Annotated in this window: 14 protein-coding genes; 7 read left to right on the forward strand and 7 right to left on the reverse strand. The window is 63.3% G+C overall.

Going from position 1 to position 20,440, the window contains the following annotated elements:
• Positions 1-100 precede the first annotated feature (100 nt).
• Complete coding sequence (locus OOZ51_RS07595; RefSeq protein WP_265978666.1) at positions 101-1,261, reverse strand: chitinase; 1,161 nt, start codon at positions 1,259-1,261, stop codon at positions 101-103.
• Positions 1,262-1,793: 532 nt separating this feature from the next.
• Between OOZ51_RS07595 and OOZ51_RS07600 the strand changes: the two genes are divergently transcribed.
• Entirely contained in the window at positions 1,794-3,206 is a 1,413-nt protein-coding gene (locus tag OOZ51_RS07600) for a polysaccharide deacetylase family protein (protein ID WP_265978668.1), read from the forward strand.
• Positions 3,203-4,582, forward strand: a complete 1,380-nt coding sequence (locus OOZ51_RS07605; RefSeq protein ID WP_265978670.1) for a glycosyltransferase family 2 protein — start codon at positions 3,203-3,205, stop codon at positions 4,580-4,582. Before OOZ51_RS07600 ends, OOZ51_RS07605 begins: the two co-directional genes overlap by 4 nt.
• A 166-nt stretch (positions 4,583-4,748) precedes the next feature.
• Here OOZ51_RS07605 and OOZ51_RS07610 read toward each other — a convergent pair whose 3' ends face one another.
• Positions 4,749-5,825 (reverse strand): hypothetical protein, encoded by a 1,077-nt coding sequence (locus OOZ51_RS07610; RefSeq protein ID WP_265978671.1) that lies wholly within the window; start codon positions 5,823-5,825, stop codon positions 4,749-4,751.
• 429 nt (positions 5,826-6,254) lie between these two features.
• On the opposite strand from OOZ51_RS07610, the gene OOZ51_RS07615 reads away from it, so the two are divergent.
• The 3 genes from OOZ51_RS07615 (at position 6,255) to sufU (ending at position 10,881) form a co-directional block, all read left to right on the forward strand.
• Complete coding sequence (locus OOZ51_RS07615; protein ID WP_265978672.1) at positions 6,255-8,930, forward strand: LuxR C-terminal-related transcriptional regulator; 2,676 nt, start codon at positions 6,255-6,257, stop codon at positions 8,928-8,930.
• A gap of 122 nt (positions 8,931-9,052) precedes the next feature.
• Entirely contained in the window at positions 9,053-10,387 is a 1,335-nt protein-coding gene (locus tag OOZ51_RS07620) for a SufS family cysteine desulfurase (RefSeq protein WP_265978674.1), read from the forward strand.
• On the forward strand, positions 10,384-10,881 hold the full coding sequence (gene sufU / locus OOZ51_RS07625; protein ID WP_265978676.1) for a Fe-S cluster assembly sulfur transfer protein SufU: 498 nt from the start codon (positions 10,384-10,386) through the stop codon (positions 10,879-10,881). The genes OOZ51_RS07620 and sufU overlap by 4 nt, the downstream gene beginning before the upstream one ends.
• Positions 10,882-11,454: 573 nt before the next feature.
• Here sufU and nhaA read toward each other — a convergent pair.
• From nhaA to OOZ51_RS07640, 3 genes are all read right to left on the reverse strand, one after another.
• The gene (gene nhaA / locus OOZ51_RS07630) at positions 11,455-12,798 is read right to left on the reverse strand and encodes a Na+/H+ antiporter NhaA (RefSeq protein WP_265978677.1); all 1,344 of its coding nucleotides are present in this window, start codon (positions 12,796-12,798) and stop codon (positions 11,455-11,457) included.
• Positions 12,799-12,991: 193 nt separating this feature from the next.
• Complete coding sequence (locus OOZ51_RS07635) at positions 12,992-13,213, reverse strand: SCO4848 family membrane protein (protein ID WP_265978678.1); 222 nt, start codon at positions 13,211-13,213, stop codon at positions 12,992-12,994.
• Position 13,214: 1 nt separating this feature from the next.
• Positions 13,215-13,712: a DUF2505 domain-containing protein gene (locus tag OOZ51_RS07640; RefSeq protein ID WP_265978679.1), complete on the reverse strand. Its 498-nt coding sequence runs from the start codon at positions 13,710-13,712 to the stop codon at positions 13,215-13,217.
• Between the two features lie 159 nt (positions 13,713-13,871).
• Between OOZ51_RS07640 and mfd the strand changes: the two genes are divergently transcribed.
• A complete protein-coding gene (gene mfd / locus OOZ51_RS07645; RefSeq protein ID WP_265978680.1) occupies positions 13,872-17,576 on the forward strand; it encodes a transcription-repair coupling factor in 3,705 nt (1,234 codons plus the stop codon).
• Between the two features lie 4 nt (positions 17,577-17,580).
• Complete coding sequence (locus OOZ51_RS07650; RefSeq protein ID WP_265978681.1) at positions 17,581-18,387, forward strand: metal-dependent hydrolase; 807 nt, start codon at positions 17,581-17,583, stop codon at positions 18,385-18,387.
• 7 nt (positions 18,388-18,394) lie between these two features.
• Here the strand turns inward: OOZ51_RS07650 and OOZ51_RS07655 are convergent, their stop codons facing one another.
• Positions 18,395-19,909, reverse strand: a complete 1,515-nt coding sequence (locus OOZ51_RS07655) for an OmpL47-type beta-barrel domain-containing protein (protein WP_265978682.1) — start codon at positions 19,907-19,909, stop codon at positions 18,395-18,397.
• On the reverse strand, positions 19,906-20,382 hold the full coding sequence (locus OOZ51_RS07660; RefSeq protein ID WP_323054706.1) for a hypothetical protein: 477 nt from the start codon (positions 20,380-20,382) through the stop codon (positions 19,906-19,908). Before OOZ51_RS07660 ends, OOZ51_RS07655 begins: the two co-directional genes overlap by 4 nt.
• Between the last annotated feature and the right edge of the window lie 58 nt (positions 20,383-20,440).

Here is a 20,440-nt window from a genome sequence, read left to right on the forward strand (position 1 = left end):
GCGAGGTAACGGGCGGCACCTTGCCCGCCCGGCCGAAGCCAAAACCAGGGCCGGAACAGAACATCCTGGCCTCGCCTGAAACCTTAGTTGAGCGGCGGGCTCAGGGCAGTTTGCCTTGGAAACCTGCACCCAACACATCAGAGAAACGTTGGCTTCCTTGGTTGATCCCGCTGCATGTGTGGCTGGCCGGTCCTTCCGAGGCGTCCTGCGAGCAGGAAGTGTCCCGGTTCAGGGACCACATGGACACACGTGTCACTCCCTTGCTGAGGGCAAAGGAGTTCAACCCGCGCGCCGCATCCAGGTCAAACACTTCGCCCGGGAGATCGTTCCGGCCGATCATCGGGGTCAGCCCCATCTTCCTCCAGATCTGCTCGCCGTTGAGGGGCATTCCTGCGCGCTGATAAATGATGCTGAGCTGCTCGTGGGTGGCCTGGGCTGCCGACGTTCCGGCATCAAGCATGCTCTGCGATGAACTACGGCTTGAGCCGTAGTTCATCGTCATGATGTTGACGCCGGCCAGCTGAACACCGGCGGCGAGCATTTGATCGACGGCGGAGGTTCCGGCGTCGGTCAATCCCTGCGGCGTGACTGGAAGTGTCAGCCAGACAGCGAGGGAATGTCCCCAGTTGTTTCGCTCCTTCTGCAAGGCAGCGACAACTGCGGCCCGGCGCTGCCAGGCGGCGCTGTCGGCGAGATTGGTGCCTTCGATATCAAAGTCGATGGTCGCGGGGTTATAGCGCTCCAGCACTGCCCGGTAGGCCCTTTCCAGTTCCGCGGCGTTCTGGCAGGAGTTGGCGAGCTCACTGTTCACCGAACCGCCGAAGGACACAGCGATCGCGCCGCCGTTTGACCGTAGCTTGGCGATGCGTTCGTCGAGCTTGAGCGAAGCTTTCGCGGCGTCGAGACTGTAAGTGCTACCCCAGCTAGGCGTGCAGGCCTGTCCGGCGTTTGCCACCACAAACGCCAGCGTGACGTTCTTGGTGGCCTCGCCCAGGGGTGCGTCGAAGGGGTACTGAGGGACTACCGTGACATCAACGTAGCCGGAGAACCATGGCGGCTGGAACGCGCCGTTTGCGTCCGTCGCTACGCGCCACACGAGAAAGCCACCGAGCCCGGCCACGACCAGGCCTGCGGCGATGCAGACCCGTGTAAGGCTTGACGGCCGGCGACGTCCACGGGGCCGGCCGGACAAGTGGCGGACGACCCGTGCGTTGCCTGCCTCAGCCGCAACGGAAGTGTCGCTTCCCCGTTTCTTGGACACTCTCTTCCGCCATCCTTGATACCCGCTCAGAAAACCCCTGATTGTTTTGATGCACCATTTGACCACGAACAGATCGGATTCGCCCGTGCTTCCGCCTTGGTGTTTGATCAGGCGGATTCGATACGTGGCGCACGAGTAGTGGCGTTGTTCAGAAGCCAAGGGTTGAGTGTAAAGACGGGTAGAGCCTACTCGTGTCCGTCGCCTCCCCACTCCATAGGCTGATGGTGTCAGTTGGACGAGGGCAACGGGGGAAAGACAGGTCTCAAATGGAAAAGGACGCTCCGGTGCGAGCGGCATCAGAACCCAACGGATTCTTCCGAGAAGGCGATTGGCTCGGGTTCGAGTCAGTCCTCGACGGTTCCAGCACCTTCCCTCCCAAAGATCCATCGCCAATTGACCGCGCTGCCTCTTGGCAGCGCGCCCTCATAGAGAGGGCCCCTGAGCGGGGGCCGGTGGTGAATAAGCCTTTGAGACCGAGGCTTCCCCCAGTCGCCACCGGCCCCTTCAGGAACCGACTCACCGAGGCTCGGCGATGAACTCCAGGGGGAAGGACTTCGCGTCCGGCCCGGTCCGCACTTCCAGGAAACGGGTAGGCCTGTGGGCCGCCTCGTGGGTTTCGGTGCTGCTCCTGCTGACGGGCGCAACGTCGCTGATCAACGGAACCCAGACTCCGGCTGGCTCCCCCCAGCCCGACGACGCCACGGCTTCTGCCGCCCCGCTTTCATCCGTCAGTCTGACGTTCGATTCAGGCCGGGCAAGCCAGATGGAGGCGGCCCGGATCCTCAAGGACCACGGACTTCGCGGCACTTTCTTCATCGATTCAGGATTTGTGGGCGCACCCGATTACATGACGATCGAGAATCTCCACAGGTTGGCCACTGATCAAAATGAAATCGGGGGCCATACAGTCACTCTTGCCGATGTGACTGCGGTGGAACCCGATGAAGCTTCGAGGCAGATCTGCCACGATCGGGTGAACCTCACGGATTGGGGATTCAAAGTCACGTCTTTTGCCTATCCGTTTGCGGCTTCAACCGCGAAATCGGAGGAACTCGTTGCTGCATGCGGCTACAACAGTGCCCGGGGTCTCAGCGAGATACACAGCCCCCTTGACTGCGCCACCTGTGCCCCGGCAGAAACGGTCCGCCCTGCCAACCTGTTCCGAACGCGGGCAACGTCCGAGGTCGGCAGCGGCTGGACACTGGCAGACCTCCAGGCAACCGTGGTGCAAGCTGAACAGGCGGGCGGATGGTTGCAGCTGGCTTTCTACGACATCGACACCAGCGGCAGTCCCCGCTCCGTCACTCCCGCGTTGTTCGAACAGTTCGCCACCTGGCTGGCAGCGAGAACCCAACAGGGGACCATGGCTGTACGCACCGTGCATGACGTGATCGGCGGCGTGGCGAAACCAACGGTGAACGGTCCGGTGGCGGCACCGGCAGCATCGGGCAAGAACGCGCTGCGCAACCCCGGGCTGGAGATCGCCGGAAAGTACGGTTTGCCGCAATGCTGGCAGGTTTCGTCCTACGGCAAGAATGCGGTGGTGCTGGGCACCTTGAACCCGGGACACAGCGGTGCGGTGGCCCGTCGTCTGGACGTGACCGGATACTCGTCCGGTGACGCGAAATTGCTTCCCGTCCTCGATCTTGGGGCATGCGCCCCTAGCGTCACGGCCGGCCACAGCTATTCACTCCGTGTGTGGTATCAGTCCACGGCGAAGACGCAGTTTGAACTTTATTACCGCAACAAGCTGGGCACGTGGACCTACTGGACGGCCAGCCCATGGTTTGCGGCAAACACCAGCTACGCACATGCAATCTGGGAAACGCCGCCCGTTCCGCCCGGAGCAGAAGCCATCAGCTTTGGTATGAACCTTTTCAGCGATGGCCAGCTTGCTACCGACGATTACGAAATGTACGACACAGTGGGAGCTCCGTCGCCGTGATAGTTCTTTCAATCTTTTTGGTCCTGGGGGTCGGCACGATTTTCTGGTCAGTTGCCGGGCTCTTGCGCCTGGCAACTGAGCAGTCGTGGCGGGCCCAGGTTTGGTCCAACCGGATCCGTGGGTGGATTTCCCTCTTGCTGGGCGGAGGGGCGCCAACCCCGCAACGTCGACGAGCCCGTCATCGTTCAAACGGAGTCCGAATCTACCCTTCGAATGTCGCAGTCCTCGTAGCCGCCCACAATGAGGCGATCGTCATTAACGAGACAATCCTTGCCGCGTCCGCTTTGGTCCCTCGGCGCAACATCCACATCATCTCGGACATGTCCACAGACGACACCGCAGCTATTGCCAGGGCCGCAGGAGTAAAGGTCCTTGAGCTTGAACCGAATCGGGGCAAGGCAGGCGCGCTCGCTGCGGGAATCGCCCATTTCGATCTGTGCAAGCGGTTCAAGGTGGTCATGCTTCTGGACGCGGACACCCGCCCGGCCCCGGATTACCTCGAAACGGGGCTGCCGCTGTTTTCCGATCCCACCGTGGTCGCAGTCGCGGGACGCGCCAAGTCAATCATGAGTCCGCCATCTCCGACGGCGATTGGCCGCCTCTTGGTGGCCTACCGGGAGCGCTTGTACATCGTGGTCCAACTGCTGCTCAAATACGGCCAAGCAGCACGGGGGGCCAATGTTGTTTCGATTGTTCCGGGATTTGCCAGCATGTACAGAACCAGCGCGCTCACCAAAATAGAGGTCCTGGCGCCGGGACTGGTGATTGAAGACTTCAACATGACCTTTGAAATCCATGCGAAGAAGCTGGGTCGGATTGCATTCCATCCGTCCGCCGCTGTTGCGTATACACAGGATCCGGACAATCTGAAGGACTACATCAAGCAGGTGCGGCGGTGGATCCTTGGCTTCTGGCAGACGGTCAGGCGGCACGGACTGCAGGTCGGCAGGTTCTGGTTTGTCCTGGGGTTGTACATCGTTGAGCTCGTTGCCAGCTGCATCTTCTTCGTGCTGCTGGTGCCCGCCTTCTTGCTATCGTCAATCGCCGCTGTTGAGGTCTGGATCTTTGGCAATCGGTCGGAGGTCTTTGTCTTCCTGTCCGGTGTCCTGCGGCCTCAGGACGTTCTCATTGGAGTCTTCCTGCCCGACTTCTTCCTGACAGTCCTTGCCGCCGTTTCGATGCGGAGCCCGCGCTTCTTGCTGATGGCTCCCTTGTTTCCCCTGATGCGGATCCTGGATGCAGTCATTTGCCTCCAGGTGTTGCCAAGGGCGTACTCCTCGCGTTCGTCGGGAGTTTGGGTCAGCCCGGTTCGAAGGATCCAACGCCCGTCCCGGGAAGTGAGTGAGGCCGGACCGTCGGTGGCACGGGTCGGCTAGGGCTACGGACAGCCGGGGTGACAAGTTCCGGAAACGCGGACAAGCGGACGCCCATGCCACACAGCCATCACGGCTGGGGCATGGGCGTCCGCCCGGTTCAAGGGATCGCCTCTCTTTGCGGACCAAAAGGCCCGCCGACCAAAAGGCCGTGGAAGCGGGTTGATTCTTAGTTGGTGACTCCCGCGGTGGTGACGACGGTGAGCCACGGTCCGGCGGGCACGCTGGCGCGGTCCACGAAGCGCCACGATACGTGGTCATTGTCGCCGTTCAACTCAGCGAAGCCCAGGCAGCCGTTCAGGGCAGGGGACGCATCCATGCCCGCACCCTGGCTTGGGTCGCCCGAGAACTGCTTGTTGGCGGGACGGGCGTTGTTCGCCCCGAACACGTAGGCGGAGTCGTGGTAGAGCGAACCGCTTGAGGGACCCGCATCTTCAACTTGTCCGTAGCAAACGCCGCCGTTGGGGCCAGTGATCTGAACCCATGCGTTCTTCATGTAGCTGTAGCTCGAGTCCGCGCAGTGGTTGACGCCCGTTGCGGCGTTGTCTGCGGCGGCCCACGGAATCACCTTGCAACGCTCAGCGAAAGCGACGCTGTCATTGACGTCGTCGTAAGGCAGGTCCAAGTAGAACGGGTTCTGCAAAGGCTTGGGCTGGTGCAGCGGGAAGTATCCATTGCTGGCTACGCGCTTTTCCGTGGCGCACTGGAAACTCGTGCCGGTGCCTGAACTGACACCGTCGCAACCGCCGTAGGGGCTGCCCGGGCAGCCGCTCGCGCTTGCAGGGGTGGTCCCGAGGTTAACGCCGGTGTGCTGGAGTGCCCACTGGCCATTGAAAGTGGAGCAGACTTGTGAGCCGTCCGAGAGGCTGGCATTGAAGATTTCGCCGACCCAGAAGCTGGTGCTCACGATGTTGGTGTGCAGGGGGTAGTTCCCGCCCGTGGCAGGCAAGGGAGCAGGCGCGGCAACGGGTGCACTAGCGGCTGTTGCTGCGGGAGCCGGCGCGGCCGGGGCGGGAGCGCTGGACGGCGTCGCGGCCGGAACATTGCTGGGCGTCGGTGTAGGCGTCGGCGTCGAAATACGCTGGGGGGCGGAGGAGGCGGAAGGCGAGGGACTTGTACGCGTGCTCGAATCCCGCTCGTCAGCCTGGTAGGAGGATTTGTGTGACGACTGGACGGCGGAGATGGTGGCTAGCCCGCCGAAGGCCAGTAGCGCCACGGCTATGAGTGCAGTGAACAGGTGTTTCATATTTTGGGTGACATATCTGTTGGGGACATAGACATAGGAGACCGAGGCAATCGGTAGGGCGACCTGCAGGCAAAAATGCCGCAGGGTCGTACACGGCCAAATGGTGTGTCGCGACAGAGTTGTTGTGAAAAAAGGCTGCGCTTCGACTCCCCAGAAGTAGCCAGCCAGAACTTACTCTTGCGGCACCAGCTTACACAGTCAGATCACAGGACGGTAACAGGGGCTATACATCCGGCCTCGAAGCCAAGCAAAAGTTCCCGTTTGCAAGCCTGCGTGGAGCGCTTGGATGTGGTGCAAGTAGGCCCGGAAAACCAAGTAGTTACCACTCAATCCAGGACAGAACCCCACGGGTAACGTTTGGAAATGACACCGGTCCGTGCCGCGGCCGTCAGGAACACGTGTCCGGCGGCCCGAAGATGAGACAGGACCATGGACGATACTGAAGGGACCCACACCTCGCCCCCGATCATTCGGGCAGCAGAGCTTCAAGAGATTGTTCTTGCCTTGTCAGGGCCGGAACCAGCCGGGATAGTCATCTCAGGCCCGAGCGGCTCGGGAATGACTACGCTCTTGGACGCCGCGGCTTCAGTGCTTGGAGGGTCGTTCAGCGTGATCGCCCGCAACGTGTCCGAGTCATTCGCGGATATCCCGTTTGGAATCGCCATGGCCCTTGTTCCGGACCTGCAGGCCCGCTCCAAGGTGTGGCCGGGTTCCATCGTGGCGGCTTGCCGCAAAGCAGTGCGCGGCGCTTCGATAGACGGATCCTCGGCCCTGCTGGTGCTGGACAACATCGATTTCCTGGACGACATGTCCCTTTGGCTCTTGAGTCAGCTCCTTGGTGAACCGGACATCCGTATGATCGCCACCCACCGCTCAGACCGGCCACTGAGAATGGAACTGATGGAGTCCGTCGTTTCACGGCAGCTTTCGGTGGTGACCCTGGACGAACTCACGCAGGACCAGCTTCGCGAATTCCTCGATGACCGTCTCGCAGGTCACGCCGCGCGGAGCCTGGTCCGGGACATCCATGCCGCCACCGGAGGAAACCTGCAGGCCGCGAAGTTGCTTTTGGACGAAACCGCAGCACGCGGCGAGATCGTGGAGCAGGCTGATTCCTGGATGCTGTCCGGACCGATCCGCTTGGACGGTTCGCAGGCGCTCGAGCTGACCCGGCACCGGCTTGAGGGATATTCAGTGCCGCAGCGTCAGGTTGTGGACCTCCTGGCGGTGGGGGAGCCGATACCGATGGCCGTCCTCGAGCAGCTTGTCCAAAAGCGGGCCATAGAAGCACTCAGGGGCGACAGAACGGTCCGTGTCCAGAAAGACAACCAGGAAACGGCGTCTCTCAGCCACGCCAACGAGGGGAGGTTGGCCCGGCAGCAGCTGGGGCCAGCCCGGATCTTGGAACTTCGGCGAAGCATCTACAACATCTCCGTCCCGGTTGCGGATGACTCGCTCTGGACGCTGTTCCGCCGGGTGGAGCTCGAACAGGAAAGCGGATTGCCGGTAGCCGACGCTGACCTTCTGGCCGTGGCGATTGCGGCGAACGACATTCACGATAACCGGCGGGCCCGGCGGTCTGCGGATGCGGTGCGGGCGCCGGAACTCGGATTGGTCGCAGGGGTGGAGCTGGCAAGGGCCCTCTATCACACGAGGGACTTCCCCGGGGCTGTCACGGTCCTGAAGGGTTTGGTCGCAAATACCCCTGACGTCTTGACCGCGGACTTCGCCCACGCCGTGTGGCTGCTGTTGCTTGCCCTCTTGCCGACTTCGCCGGGGGCAAATGTGCTGCAGTCGGTTCTACAGGATGCCCGACGGCGGCTGGAGACTGCCGCCGTCGGGGTCCAGCCGGGCGAGCCGGCCTATCTTGGCCAGGCGGCCGTCCGGGACGAACTGGACGTTCTCCAGCTGTATCTGGATGTGCAGAACGGAAGCTGGCCATCGGCGGGTAGCGAGCTGTTCCAAAGGCTTTGCCGCAGCCAATTGATTGACGTTGGACTGCGTTCGGAGAACCATCCGCCACCGCCTACCCAGGCCTCGGTGCTTTTGATGGCGCTTGTCGCCCAAGGGCTCGCCGTCAGCGGGCGGTTCTCTGACGCCGTCGCTCTCTCGACGTCGGCCCTCGAAGCTTTGGGGAGGCTGCCACGGTGCCCAGTGGACTTCCTCTCCACCGTCTTGATCATCCACGGATCGAATTTGATCTGGCGCGGGCAATGGGGCGGCTCCGAAATGTTCTGCGTCGGCAGTTCCAGCTACAGCAACCGGATGAGCTATTTCGGCGGGGCGGCCCACCTCTACAGGGCGCTAGTGCTTGCCAGGCAGGGGAGCCTGGAACTGGCTTGTGAACAGTTCCGACAGGCCAAGGCCCGGCTGGACGAAGCCGATCCCGACGGGCTTCTGCCACCGGCCCTCGGTGGACTTGCCGCAGCTGCGTGGCTGCTGGGCGATGTCAACCAGGTGCGTCGCGCCCTGGCTGCCTACGACTCGCGCCGCAGTTCAGGAAATTACCTCGCATCGCAGCTGGCCGAAAGCTATTCATCCGCAGCACGGTCAGTGCTGATTGGCGCGGAACACTCACACAGGAAGCTCCTTCAACTTGCGGGTTCGGCTGCCAAGAAGGGACACCGGGCACTCGAAATGCTGAACCTGGGCCTGGCAGCGCGTACCGGCAGCCGCGGCTACCGGCAGATGGGTCCAGGGGTGTCTGAGGTTGTGTGGAGTGTCGAGTCCGGAGTGCCGTCAGGACAGGAAGGAAGACAGGAAATGGGACAGGGACCAGGGCTGGGAACAGAAGCGAACACGGGTGCGCCTCAACAAGACCGGGCTTTTGACCAGGAGGAGGTGTTTGCATATGACGACTCCGGTCCAGAAGGGGCGGAGTCCAGGCCCTCTACTCTTCCCGGGATCGTCAAGCTCTCCCAGCGCGAACGCGAAGTGACTGCCCTGGTCGCTTCCGGGCTGAGCAGTGCGGAAGTCGCCGCTCGGTTGGGTATCGCGGTAAATACTGTCAATGCGCACCTTCAGCGGGTTTACGGGAAGCTCGGAGTCTCACGCCGGCAGAAGCTCTCGGAGCTGTGGGACGAGTTGGCGAAGCCGGAGGAGTAGGCCGGGCAGCTCCGCGGATGAGGCAGCGAAGCCAAATGGTGGGACAATTACTAGGTGACGCCGCCACTCCTGGCGGTCAGCCGCTGGCGATTGCCACGTATTCCTAACAAGGAGCACCGGTTTTGACGATGGTTTCCACCCCTGCGTGGGGAGATGCCCAGGTTTCAGCACTCGATGACGATGAAGTCCGTCGCATCCGCAATGATTTCCCTGTTCTTGACCAGGAAATCAATGGCAAACCGCTGGTCTATTTGGATTCGGGTGCCACCTCGCAGAACCCTCGAAGTGTGCTGGAGGCGGAGCAGGAATTCTATGAGCAGCGAAATTCCGCTGTCCATCGGGGTGCCCATCACCTAGCCGTCGAAGCAACGGACTCTTTCGAAGACGCGCGCGCCACCGTGGCACGTTTTGTGGGCGTGCAGGATGATGAGCTGATCTGGACGGCTAACGCCACCGCCGGGCTGAACCTGCTGGCCTATTCGTTTTCGAACGCCAGCGTGGGCCGGTCAGGTGCGGAAGCCGGGCGCTTTGCCCTTAAGCCAAGCGACGAAGTGCTTGTCACTGAAATGGAACACCACGCCAACCTGATCCCATGGCAGGAACTGTGCCGGCGCACCGGCGCCACCCTCAAGTACATTCCCATCGACGACGCCGGTGCGCTGCGGCTTGAAGAAGCATCGCGCCTGGTTACCGCGCGCACCAGAATCCTGGCCTTCACCCACACTTCCAACGTGCTCGGCAACATCAACCCGGTGGCCGTATTGGTCCGGATGGCTCGGGAAGTGGGTGCCCTGGTGGTCCTGGACGCCTGCCAGTCCGCGCCGCACCTCCCCTTGGATTTCAAGGCCTTGGACGTTGACTTCGCCGTATTTTCCGGCCACAAAATGCTGGGACCTACGGGAATCGGCGCGGTCTACGGCCGCAGCGAACTGCTCAACGCGATGCCACCGTTCCTGACCGGTGGTTCCATGATCACCACCGTGACGATGGAGCAAGCCCAGTACTTGCCCGCGCCCCAGCGTTTCGAGGCCGGAACGCAGCCCATTTCGCAGGCTGTGGCCCTGGCCGCGGCAGTGAACTACCTCAGTGAAACAGGGATGCAGCGGGTGGCCCTTCGTGAAGCGGAGCTTGGCCAAAGGCTTGTCACGGGCCTCAGCGCCATCGACGGCGTGCGCGTGCTGGGACCCGGGCCAGGAGAGGAACGGACCGGGCTCGCCGCGTTCGACGTCGCAGGGGTGCACGCCCACGATGTGGGGCAGTACCTCGATAATCTGGGCATCGCCGTCCGGGTCGGCCACCATTGTGCGCAGCCCCTGCACCGCAGGCTGGGCCTGACTGCCTCCACCAGGGCCAGCACCTACCTGTACACCACATCCGGGGAAGTAGACCTGCTGGTTGGGGCGGTTGCCGGGATTCGGCCGTACTTCGGGGTAGCGGCGCCTGGAGCCAAGTCATGAGTGGTCTGGATTCCTTGTACCAACAGCTGATCCTGGAGCACTCCAAGACCCGCAGCGGGGGAGACCTGGCTGAACAGCCGGCCACACCGACGGGTACGGCCGGCACAGGGCAGAGTCACCAGCTCAATCCCATCTGCGGGGACGAAATCACCCTGCGGCTCAGGGTCGGGGCCGCCGGAGACGGACAGAGCGTCACTGAAATCCACTGGAATGGCGATGGCTGTGCCATTTCGATGGCGTCGGCCTCCATACTCAGTGAAATGGCACCAGGGATGTCCCCGGCGTCCCTTCGACGGACCATTGATCATTTCCGCGAATTGATGCGCTCGCGCGGCAAGTTGGAAGCGGATGAGGAACTCCTACAGGATGCTGCCGCGCTGGCCGGGGTTGCCAAGTATCCCGCCCGGGTAAAGTGCGCCATGCTTGCGTGGGTGGCTGCGGAAGACGCGCTACGCCAGGCTGAGGCCGGCCAAGAGGTGTCCCGGATTCCCTAGCGCGGCCGGCCCTAGGTCGAGTAGCGTCCACTCTATTTTGGACTCGTGGCCCGGACTTAGCCTCGAACCATGATTACCTTGGAGAGCAGGCGCGAATGGCGCCGGAGCCAGCATAGGGTCCGCAGGGCGGAATTTGTGGTTGTGGGATTGTTGCTCGCCCTCGTCGCGGCGACGATTCTTGCCGCCTTTATGGGCATGATGCATTAAAGACCGAAGGCCATAACGCAGTCAAGCTGCGGCGATGGCGGCTGGGCATGGCCGCAAACATTGGAATTGTAGGAGACAAAGAAAAGCTCGGACCCGCGAAAACCGGCCCGAGCTTTTTTGTACCGTTGGCCTAGTCATCGCATCATTTGGGTACCGCTGCGATGAGCACCGAAATCGACATGAGACCGAGAATCGCCCAAACAAAGATCAATGACCAGTTCTTCTCTTGGGCTTTCCTGTGGGCCCCATGCCACACTCGTTCCATACTATTCGCGTCCATATCAGTAAGGTATTCCAGCCGATACCGCTCAAATAGCGTGCCAACCACCCTACTTGGAAGCCTCATTACTCCATTGGAAATATCGGCTACTCGTACTCGGACCGGGTGTCATTGGCGCGGGTAAAGACGTCTGGCACGCCGTCGCCGTCGTCGTCCGTCTGCTCCTCCCGCGCCACGCGGCGGTAGTGCCGGTTACGGGCTTTGAGCACGACGGCGGCAAGCGCCGCCCCGGCGAGGGAACCGGCCAGTATGGCCACTTTCGCGTGGTCATCATGCGGGGAACCGGTACCGAAGCCGAGCTCGGCGATCAGGAGGGAAACGGTAAAACCGACACCGGCCAGCGTGGCCAGCCCTGCGACGTCGATCCACGCGAGGCCGTCGTCCAGGCGCGCGCGAGTGGTCTTGGTGATGAGGAATGTGGTGCCGAAGACGCCCGCCGTCTTGCCCACCACAAGGGCCAGCACGATGCCCACCGCCACCGGATCGCGCAAGGCGGCGCCCAGTCCCTCGCCGCCGCCCAGCGCCACGCCGGCAGAAAAGAAGGCGAACACGGGCACGGCGAAGCCCGCCGAGAAGGGACGCAGCCGGTGTTCGAAGGTTTCCGCGAGTCCGGCCGCGGGCTCGCCCTCCCTTCCTGAGGCTCTCACGGGTACGGCGAACGCCAGCAGGACCCCGGCCACGGTGGCGTGGATTCCCGAAGCATGGATCAAGGCCCAGGTGGCTGCGGCCAGGGGGAGCAGCAAATACCGGCTACGGACGCGTTTCTGGACTGGCTTGTTCACGAGGAAGGCAAAGAGGGCAAGCGGCACGGCTGCGGCCAGCAGCATGAAGGGCTCGAGGCCGCTCGAGTAGAAGAACGCGATGATGCCGATGGCAATCAAGTCATCCACCACTGCCAGTGTCAGCAGGAAGGTGCGCAGCGCCGCTGGCAGGTGCGTATTGATGACGGCAAGGACGGCCAAGGCGAAGGCGATGTCCGTGGCCGTGGGGATGGCCCAGCCCTTGAGCGTTTCCGCGCCCGAACCGAGATTCAGGACCACGTATATGAGCGCGGGAAGGGCCACCCCGCCGACTGCCGCCGCTACCGGGACGATCGCTTTTGCAGGCCTTCGCAATTCCCCGGCCACGAATTCGCGCTTCAGCTCCAGTCCGGCGATGAAGAAGAACACGGCAAGGAGCCCGTCAGACGCCCAGTGGCCCAGGCTCAGTTCCAGATGCCATGCGGCGTAGCCGATCTTGACATCGCGCAAGGCGAAGTAGCTATCGGCAAGGGGTGAATTGGCCCAGACGAGGGCGGCCACTGTGGCGGCGAGCAGGAGCGCACCACCAACGGTTTCGGTGCGAAGGATGGCCAGGATTCGTTGATATTCGGGGAAGCTGGAGCGGCTGAAAACCTTGGGAGGGGCAGCAGGGTGCGGGCGATTCGCCATGGTGGCTCCTGTGGAGGTTGGGAAGCTCGGGGTCGACAAAACTATTGCCGACCAGACTTCCCGGCGCACCTGTGTTCCATTTTAGCCGAAGGGGCGCCCACACCGCCGAGGCTCCCCAACTAGCTAGCATTTGTTGTCGTTAAGAGCCCTCATAACGACGTTAACTGCTAGCTAGTTGGGCCCGGAAGGGGCGTCAGGTGAGCAGGCCCGTGATTCCGATGACCGCCGTCGCGAGTCCAAGCACCATGGAGATGGTGACCAGCACGATGTGGACGGTGAGGAACTTGGTGGCCTTCCCGCTGGCGTCGCGGGCGCGGACGTCCGTCATGACACGGCGCAGGAACTGCGGCCACACGATGAGGGACCATGCCCCTGCGACGATCAGCACAACCGACAGGCCAGCCGCCAGCTTCACGCTAGTGGCTTTCGAGCCAGGCCTGGGCCTGCTGGGACTGGATGTTTAGGGCCTTGCCAACCATCGGTTCGGCCGTTTCGGCGATCTTGCCGCCGAGGAACGGAACCGACGACGTGACGGCACCTTCGAGCTCGACGCGGGTGTTGCCGACGTCGGCCACCAGGCGCTGGACTGCGGTGACATCAAGGGGGGCGCCGGAGATCTTCAGGGAGATGTTGCTGCTCCGGGAGCCATCGGCTGCCGGAGCATCCCACTTCTCGGTCTGGGTGACGGTGAGCTTCTCGCCGACGAACTTGCGGGCGATCTCCGGGAGGCGCGTGGTGGGCAGGGTGCGGACCGTGACGGTGGTGAAGGCGCCGGAGGTGTCGCCCTCGATCTGGAATGATTCCAAAGTGCCGCCGACATACTCGCTCGTGTGGCGCAGGAAGTCTTCGTCGATGAAAGTAGCGGCTACGCGGTCGACGCCGTAGGGCAGGGTGGTGGATGCGTTCAGGGCCATGGGGGTCCTCCGTGAATATCTCGGTTGAAAGCTCTTGCGGCTCCCAAACATCCTACGGTGTGGGCGGGGTAGGCTAGGAACGCCCCGGGATTCGAGAGAATTTCGGGTTTTCGTGCTGCCTCCACCCATCCGACTTCCCTCTTCCGAGGAGTGCCATCCATGAGCCCCAAAGGCCAACCGTCAGCGGTCAACTCCGGAATCAGCCCTGCCGGCACTGTCGCATCCCTTGATGGATTGCGGCGGGCCTTGGGTGAGGACCGGACCTTCGCGCGGGTCAGGCCCGAGGCTTCGCGGGTCTTCACCGAACGCAGCTCTGACTACCAGATCAGCGCTCCCGCAGGCTTGAGGGCGGCGCTGCTGGCGGAAATGGCCGATGGCCTCGCCTCCCAAGGTCTTGATGACAGCGCGGTGGTTTTGGCCGTGACGGCCACTGGCCGCGAAGCCGAGGATCTGACCGCGGCACTGGCGGCCTATCTTCCGGCTGATTCGGTGGTGGCCTTCCCCAGCTGGGAGACCTTGCCGCACGAAAGGCTCTCGCCCCGCTCGGACACGGTGGGCCGCAGGCTCTCAGTCCTTCGCCGCTTGGCCCACCCGGAAACCTCGACGGCGGGTCCCCTGCGGGTGGTCGTGGCGCCGGTTCGCGCCGTGGTCCAGCCGGTCGTGGCGGGCCTGGGAGAACTGGTTCCGGTGACCTTGAAGGTAGGGCAGGAAATGCCCTTCAGTGACGTGGTACGGCGCCTTGCCGACGCTGCCTACTCGCGCGTGGACATGGTTACCCACCGGGGTGAATTCGCCGTCAGGGGCGGTATTTTGGACGTTTTCCCGCCCACCGAGGACCACCCGGTCAGGGTGGAATTCTTCGGTGACGAGGTTGACCAAATGCGCTGGTTTGCAGTGGCCGACCAGCGTTCACTCTCCGGTCCGGCCGTGCACCACCCCACCGAACTGCACGCTCCGCCGTGCCGGGAAATCCTCATCACGCCGTCGGTCATGTCCCGGGCCGCCAGGCTCAAGGCTGACATGCCGGCAGCCGCGGACATGCTGGAAAAGATCGCAGGCGGCATCGCCGTCGAGGGCATGGAGTCATTGGCCCCCGTCCTCGTGGACTCCATGGTGCCTTTCGTGGACCAGTTGCCCGCCGGTTCCATCGGTGTGGTCATCGAACCGGAGAAGGTCCGTACGCGCGCGCACGACCTCGCGGCCACCAATGAGGAGTTCCTTGAGGCGGCCTGGTCCACTGCGTCCGACGGCGGGACCGCACCTCTCGATCTTGCCTCGCAGGCCGCCACGGATCTGCACGCGGCCAGCTTCCAATCTTTGACGGACACCCGGAGCGCAGCCCTGGCCCACGGTGTCTCCTGGTGGTCCATTACGTCGTTGGCGACGGACGAAGAGCTGGTTCTCGATATCGACGTCCTCAACCTGCACGCCCGCGAACCGCGGGGCTACCAGGGCGACGTCGCGGAGATGCTCGAATTCATCGGTTCCCACGTGCGCGACCAGTGGCGCATTGTGGTGGCCACGGACGGACCGGGCCCGGCCCAGCGTCTCGCCGAGTTGTTCCATGATGCAGACATCCCGTGTTCCCGCGTCGAGTCCCTGGCGCACGAACCCCAGGCCGGCATCATCGAGGTGACCACGGCCGCCGTCGGACGCGGTTTTGTCCTGGACGGACTTAAGCTGGGGCTGCTCACGGAAGCGGACCTCCTGGGCCGCACGTCGGCCGGGTCCACGAAGGACATGCGGCGCATGCCCTCCAAACGGCGCAACGCCGTCGATCCCCTTCAGTTGCACGCCGGCGATTTCGTGGTCCACGAACAGCACGGAATCGGGAAGTTCGTGGAGCTGATCCAGCGCAAGGTGGCGGGCTCCTCTTCTGGTCCCTCCGGGGGAGACGCCGGTCTTCGCGAGTACCTGGTGCTTGAGTACGCGGCGTCCAAGCGCGGCGCCCCCGGCGACCGGCTGTTCGTCCCGACGGACCAGCTGGACCAAGTGACCCGCTACGTTGGCGGAGACACGCCGTCCTTGAGCAAGATGGGCGGGGCGGACTGGGCGAGCACCAAGTCCAAGGCCCGCAAAGCCGTCAAGGAAATCGCGGGGGAGCTCATCCGGCTGTACTCGGCACGCATGGCGTCGCGCGGACATGCCTTCGCGCCGGACACCCCGTGGCAGCGGGAGCTGGAGGAAGCTTTCCCGTACGTGGAGACGCCGGACCAGCTCACCACCATCAACGAGGTCAAGGCCGATATGGAACGGGAGATCCCGATGGACCGCCTGGTCTCGGGCGATGTGGGGTACGGAAAGACCGAGATCGCAGTCCGCGCCGCATTCAAGGCCGTACAGGACGGCAAGCAGGTGGCAGTCCTGGTTCCCACCACGCTGCTCGCCCAGCAACACTACGAAACGTTCACCGAGCGCTTCTCCGGATTCCCCCTGCGCGTCAAGCCGCTGTCCCGGTTCCAAGGTGCGAAAGAAGCCAAGGAAACCATAGAGGGGGTCAGGAACGGTTCCGTGGATGTGGTCATCGGCACGCACCGCCTGCTGTCCAAGGATTTCGAGTTCAAGGACCTTGGCTTGGTGATCGTCGATGAGGAGCAGCGCTTCGGTGTGGAGCACAAGGAAGCCCTCAAGAAGATGCGCACCAACGTGGACGTCCTTGCCATGAGTGCGACGCCGATCCCGCGGACGCTTGAGATGTCGCTGACGGGTATCCGAGAAACGTCCACGCTGGCCACGCCCCCGGAAGAGCGGCACCCCGTGCTGACGTACGTGGGGCCGTTCACCAATAAGCAGACCTCGGCGGCGATCCGGCGTGAACTCATGCGCGAAGGCCAGGTGTTCTTCGTCCACAACCGCGTGTCCTCGATTGAGCGCATCGCCGCCCAGATCCGGGAACTGGTCCCCGAAGCCCGGGTGGAAGTGGCGCACGGGCAAATGTCCGAGAGCCGCCTGGAAAAGATCATCGTGGACTTCTGGGAGAAGCGTTTTGACGTCCTTGTCTGCACCACCATCATTGAGACCGGCCTGGATATTTCCAATGCCAACACCCTGATTGTGGACGGCGCGGACAAGTACGGCCTCTCCCAGCTCCACCAGTTGCGCGGCCGGGTGGGCCGTGGCCGCGAACGCGCCTACGCCTACTTCCTGTACCCCTCGGAGAAGCCCTTGGGCGAGGTGGCCCTCGAACGACTCAAAGCCGTGGCGGCCCACAACGAACTCGGCGCGGGCATGCAGTTGGCCATGAAGGACCTCGAAATCCGCGGCGCCGGCAACCTGCTGGGCGGGGAACAGTCCGGGCACATCCAGGGCGTTGGCTTCGATCTCTACATCCGCCTGGTCGGTGAAGCAGTGGCCGAGTACCGCGGCGAGGCCGAAGAGAAGGCCGCCGACATGAAGATCGAGCTGCCTGTCAACGCGCACTTGCCGCACGACTACGTGCCGGGAGAACGCCTGCGCCTCGAGGCCTATCGGAAACTGGCCGCTGCCATCACCAACGAGGCCATCGACGAGGTCCTGGCGGAACTCGTGGACCGTTACGGTGAGCCGCCGCTGCCCGCGAAGAACTTGATCGCCGTCGCCCGCTTCCGGGTGGGGGCCCGCGAAGCCGGGTTGTCCGACATCGCGCTCCAGGGCAACTTCATCCGCTTCTCGCCCGCCCAGCTGCCCGAGTCCAAAGTCATGCGCTTGAACCGCATGTACCCGGGCTCGCAGACCAAGCCGGCCCTCGACGCCGTCCTGATCCCCAAGCCGAAAACGGCGAGGATCGGTGGCCGCGACCTGCAGGACGCCGAGATCCTGGAGTGGGCCAACACCGTGATCGAAGCAATCTTCGCGGCTTCGCCCGCTTCGCAGACCGCAGGCTAAAGCGATGATGGGAGGACACCACGCCGCGTCCGGGGCCGCGGCGTGGATAGCTATTGCGTCAACCGGCCCGTACGCCTTGGGCTGGTACCCCTTGGACGCCACCGGAATCCTTATTGGGGCGATGACGACGGCGGGGACTGCCTTGGTATGCGATTGGGACCACCGGGCGAGCACCATAGCCCACTCGCTGCCGCCGTTGTCGAACGTAATCGCAGTCGGGATTGAGAAGGCCAGCGGAGGGCACCGGCAGGGAACCCATTCACTTTTGGGCGCTTCGGCTTTTGTGGTGCTCGCGGCCATGGCTGCCCAGTTTCAGCTGGACACACCCGTGGGCCGGTTATCCGTGGGCGCCGGGCTGTTGTGCATGTTCATGATCAACCTGGCAGCCAAGGCCCTCAAGCTGTTCCCGAATACCGGCTGGATCGCCAACTGGGTTTTCGGTCTAGCCATGGCTGGCCTTGTCACGTGGTTCGCTCCGCATCAGTGGAGCTGGCTGCCCTTGTCCATGCTGACCGGCGTCGTGGTCCACATTGTGGGTGACATGATCACCACCGGGGGAGTGCCGCTGCTGTGGCCCATTGTCATCAAGCCGCCGAAGTTCTGGCGCAAGCTGCCCCTGGTCAGCGGGATCTGGCGGGCCAATGGCGCATTCTCCATCCCTCTGCTAGGCAAGGCCGGTTCGCGGCGGGAGTGGCTGGTCCTGATTCCCGTGAGCGGCTACGCCATGGTAGGACTTGGCCTGGCGGTCTGGACACTCGTCCGGAACCAGTGGCCAGCCGTCCAGGCCCTGATGCTGGGCCTGGGCGGGTGAGCGAAGCTCAGAATCTCGAGGGAGAGCTGGCCGTGAAGGTGCCAGTCAGAGGGTTGCCCGCTTTGTCCGCGGCGCCTGCAGGCGGGGTGTAGATCGGACTCTTCTGCGGGTTGACAGTTCCCGCGGTACCACCTGTTCCGTCCGAGGTGAAGGTGATGACCAGTGTCCCGGAGGACTGGGTCCAGGTCACCCTTGCTGTGAAGCTCCGGGCCGAGGTGCCCGTGTTGTAGGCGCCAACGAGGTCTACGCTGCCGATTGACGGCGCCGAGCACGTTGTGCCGCCCGTACTGGCGAAAGTCAGCACGTTGCCGGCGCTGATGCTGGCGATCCCGTCCACGGTCTGGGAAGGGGACGAAGAGTTCCAGCCGCTGCACAGAGTGTGTGGGTCCATGTCATTGGAATAAATGATGGTGAGCGTGTCTTTGTTATCGGCCACCTTGATCGCGCCGCCGCCGTTGGCCATGGTGACGGAGCTGACCGTCGGCGGAAGGTCGATGGCTATGGCCTGCGTTTGGGTGCCACTGGAGTTACCGGCCGCATCGGTAGCGGAGTAGTGAATGTTGTGGGCTGCCTCCCCTGTGACGCTCACGGAGGCGGTTGCGCCGGCGACCGTGACTTGGGTGCCGGTGTCCACCTGGTAGGTGATGGACGCTACGCCCGAACCGCCAACGTCCGTGGCACCGAGGTTCACTGTCACCGGGCTGGTGGCGTAATAGCCCTGGGAGTTTGGCGATGGCGAGATTGAGGTGACCCCGACGAAGGGCACAACGGTATCGATCTTGACGGTTTGGGTCTGCGGTGTACTGGCGTTACCTGCGACGTCCGTGGCGAAGTAGGACACCGTGTGGGTGCCGTCGCTGCCGCTGACATTCACCGCGGCTGTGGCCGCGTTGACCGTCACAGTGGTGCCGCCGTCGACAGCGTACTTGATGTTCGCAACGCCGGAACCGCCTGTATTGTCAACGGCGGCGAGATTGACGGTGACCGTACTGGTGCGGTTGAAGCCCGCGCCATTCGGCGCCGGGGAAACCGAGGTCACACTGATGGTGGGTGGAGCCGAATCAGTGTTGACTCCTGCGCTCCGTGTGCTTTCCGTACCCGTCCACAAAGAGATGACTGGTGTGACCGTGTAATACCAGGTCCCGCCGGACAGGTTTTGTTCTACGCAGCTGAGGCCGGACACCGTTCCTGCGCAGCCTCCTCCAGCGGCGATTTTGGTACCGCCGGAGGGCGCCGAGTAGCGGGCCACGGTGTAGCCAGTTACTGCGTGTCCGCCCGGTGTGGCCGCGGCCGCCCAGTTGACCGTGGCATTTGTACCGCTCAGCGAGGCCGCCGGAGCGCCGCCCTGCGGCATGGTGTCTCCTTTGGCCGCGCCGAAATTGCTGCTGCTCAACGACTGCCAAAATGCATTGGCCGCCGGACCGCCCCAGGAGATGAACAACGCTGCCAGCAGCGTCCACGTCACGCGACGGCGGAGTGCGTGCCTGTGTCCGCGGCCTGCAGAGTGCTTGGGCTTGTTCATTTGCGGACCGCCATCGTCACTGGTAGGTGGAACACGGCGCCTTGGCAGCTGGACTGTGAAGCCGTCGACATTGACGCCGCTGCGGGCAGGGTGATCAGAATCGAGGAATTTGCCGGGACGGACACCGTTGGCGTGAGAGGCGCGGCCGGGGCATTGAACGTCACGCCCGTGGTGGTGCACAGCGGGTGGGATGAATCCGCCGTAGCGGCTCCGTTGGCGGTGAAATTGTACACCTGCACCATGAAGGCATTTGGATTGCTCGCCCGCACGATGACTTCCGCGGTACCACCAGGGACGAGGGCGGTTGCGGGACTGTCACCGGCCACCAAGGCGTCTACGGTCACGGTCTGCATGGTGCCGTTGGCGGCCGAGCCGCTGCCGATCCCGACGGTGGACCAATAGGCGTAGGCCGATCCGACTCCCAGTACCAGGCTCAGCAGGGCAGCCGTCACGGCCGCTTTGGCTGCCGCCAAGGAGCCCCTCTTCATCCACCTTTTCGCTTTCATGTCAGTTGACCGCATCTCAGTTACC

The organism is Arthrobacter rhizophilus (assembly GCF_026241105.1).
Lineage (GTDB): Bacteria > Actinomycetota > Actinomycetes > Actinomycetales > Micrococcaceae > Arthrobacter.

What these genes read in the sequence shown, in the direction of transcription:
- OOZ51_RS07600 (WP_265978668.1), top strand. Translation starts at nt 1,794, where the DNA reads ATGAACTCCAGGGGGAAGGACTTCGCGTCCGGCCCGGTCCGCACTTCC.
- OOZ51_RS07610 (WP_265978671.1), bottom strand. Translation starts at nt 5,825, where the DNA reads ATGAAACACCTGTTCACTGCACTCATAGCCGTGGCGCTACTGGCCTTC.
- OOZ51_RS07615 (WP_265978672.1), top strand. Translation starts at nt 6,255, where the DNA reads ATGGACGATACTGAAGGGACCCACACCTCGCCCCCGATCATTCGGGCA.
- sufU (WP_265978676.1), top strand. Translation starts at nt 10,384, where the DNA reads ATGAGTGGTCTGGATTCCTTGTACCAACAGCTGATCCTGGAGCACTCC.
- nhaA (WP_265978677.1), bottom strand. Translation starts at nt 12,798, where the DNA reads ATGGCGAATCGCCCGCACCCTGCTGCCCCTCCCAAGGTTTTCAGCCGC.
- OOZ51_RS07640 (WP_265978679.1), bottom strand. Translation starts at nt 13,712, where the DNA reads ATGGCCCTGAACGCATCCACCACCCTGCCCTACGGCGTCGACCGCGTA.
- mfd (WP_265978680.1), top strand. Translation starts at nt 13,872, where the DNA reads ATGAGCCCCAAAGGCCAACCGTCAGCGGTCAACTCCGGAATCAGCCCT.
- OOZ51_RS07650 (WP_265978681.1), top strand. Translation starts at nt 17,581, where the DNA reads ATGATGGGAGGACACCACGCCGCGTCCGGGGCCGCGGCGTGGATAGCT.
- OOZ51_RS07655 (WP_265978682.1), bottom strand. Translation starts at nt 19,909, where the DNA reads ATGAACAAGCCCAAGCACTCTGCAGGCCGCGGACACAGGCACGCACTC.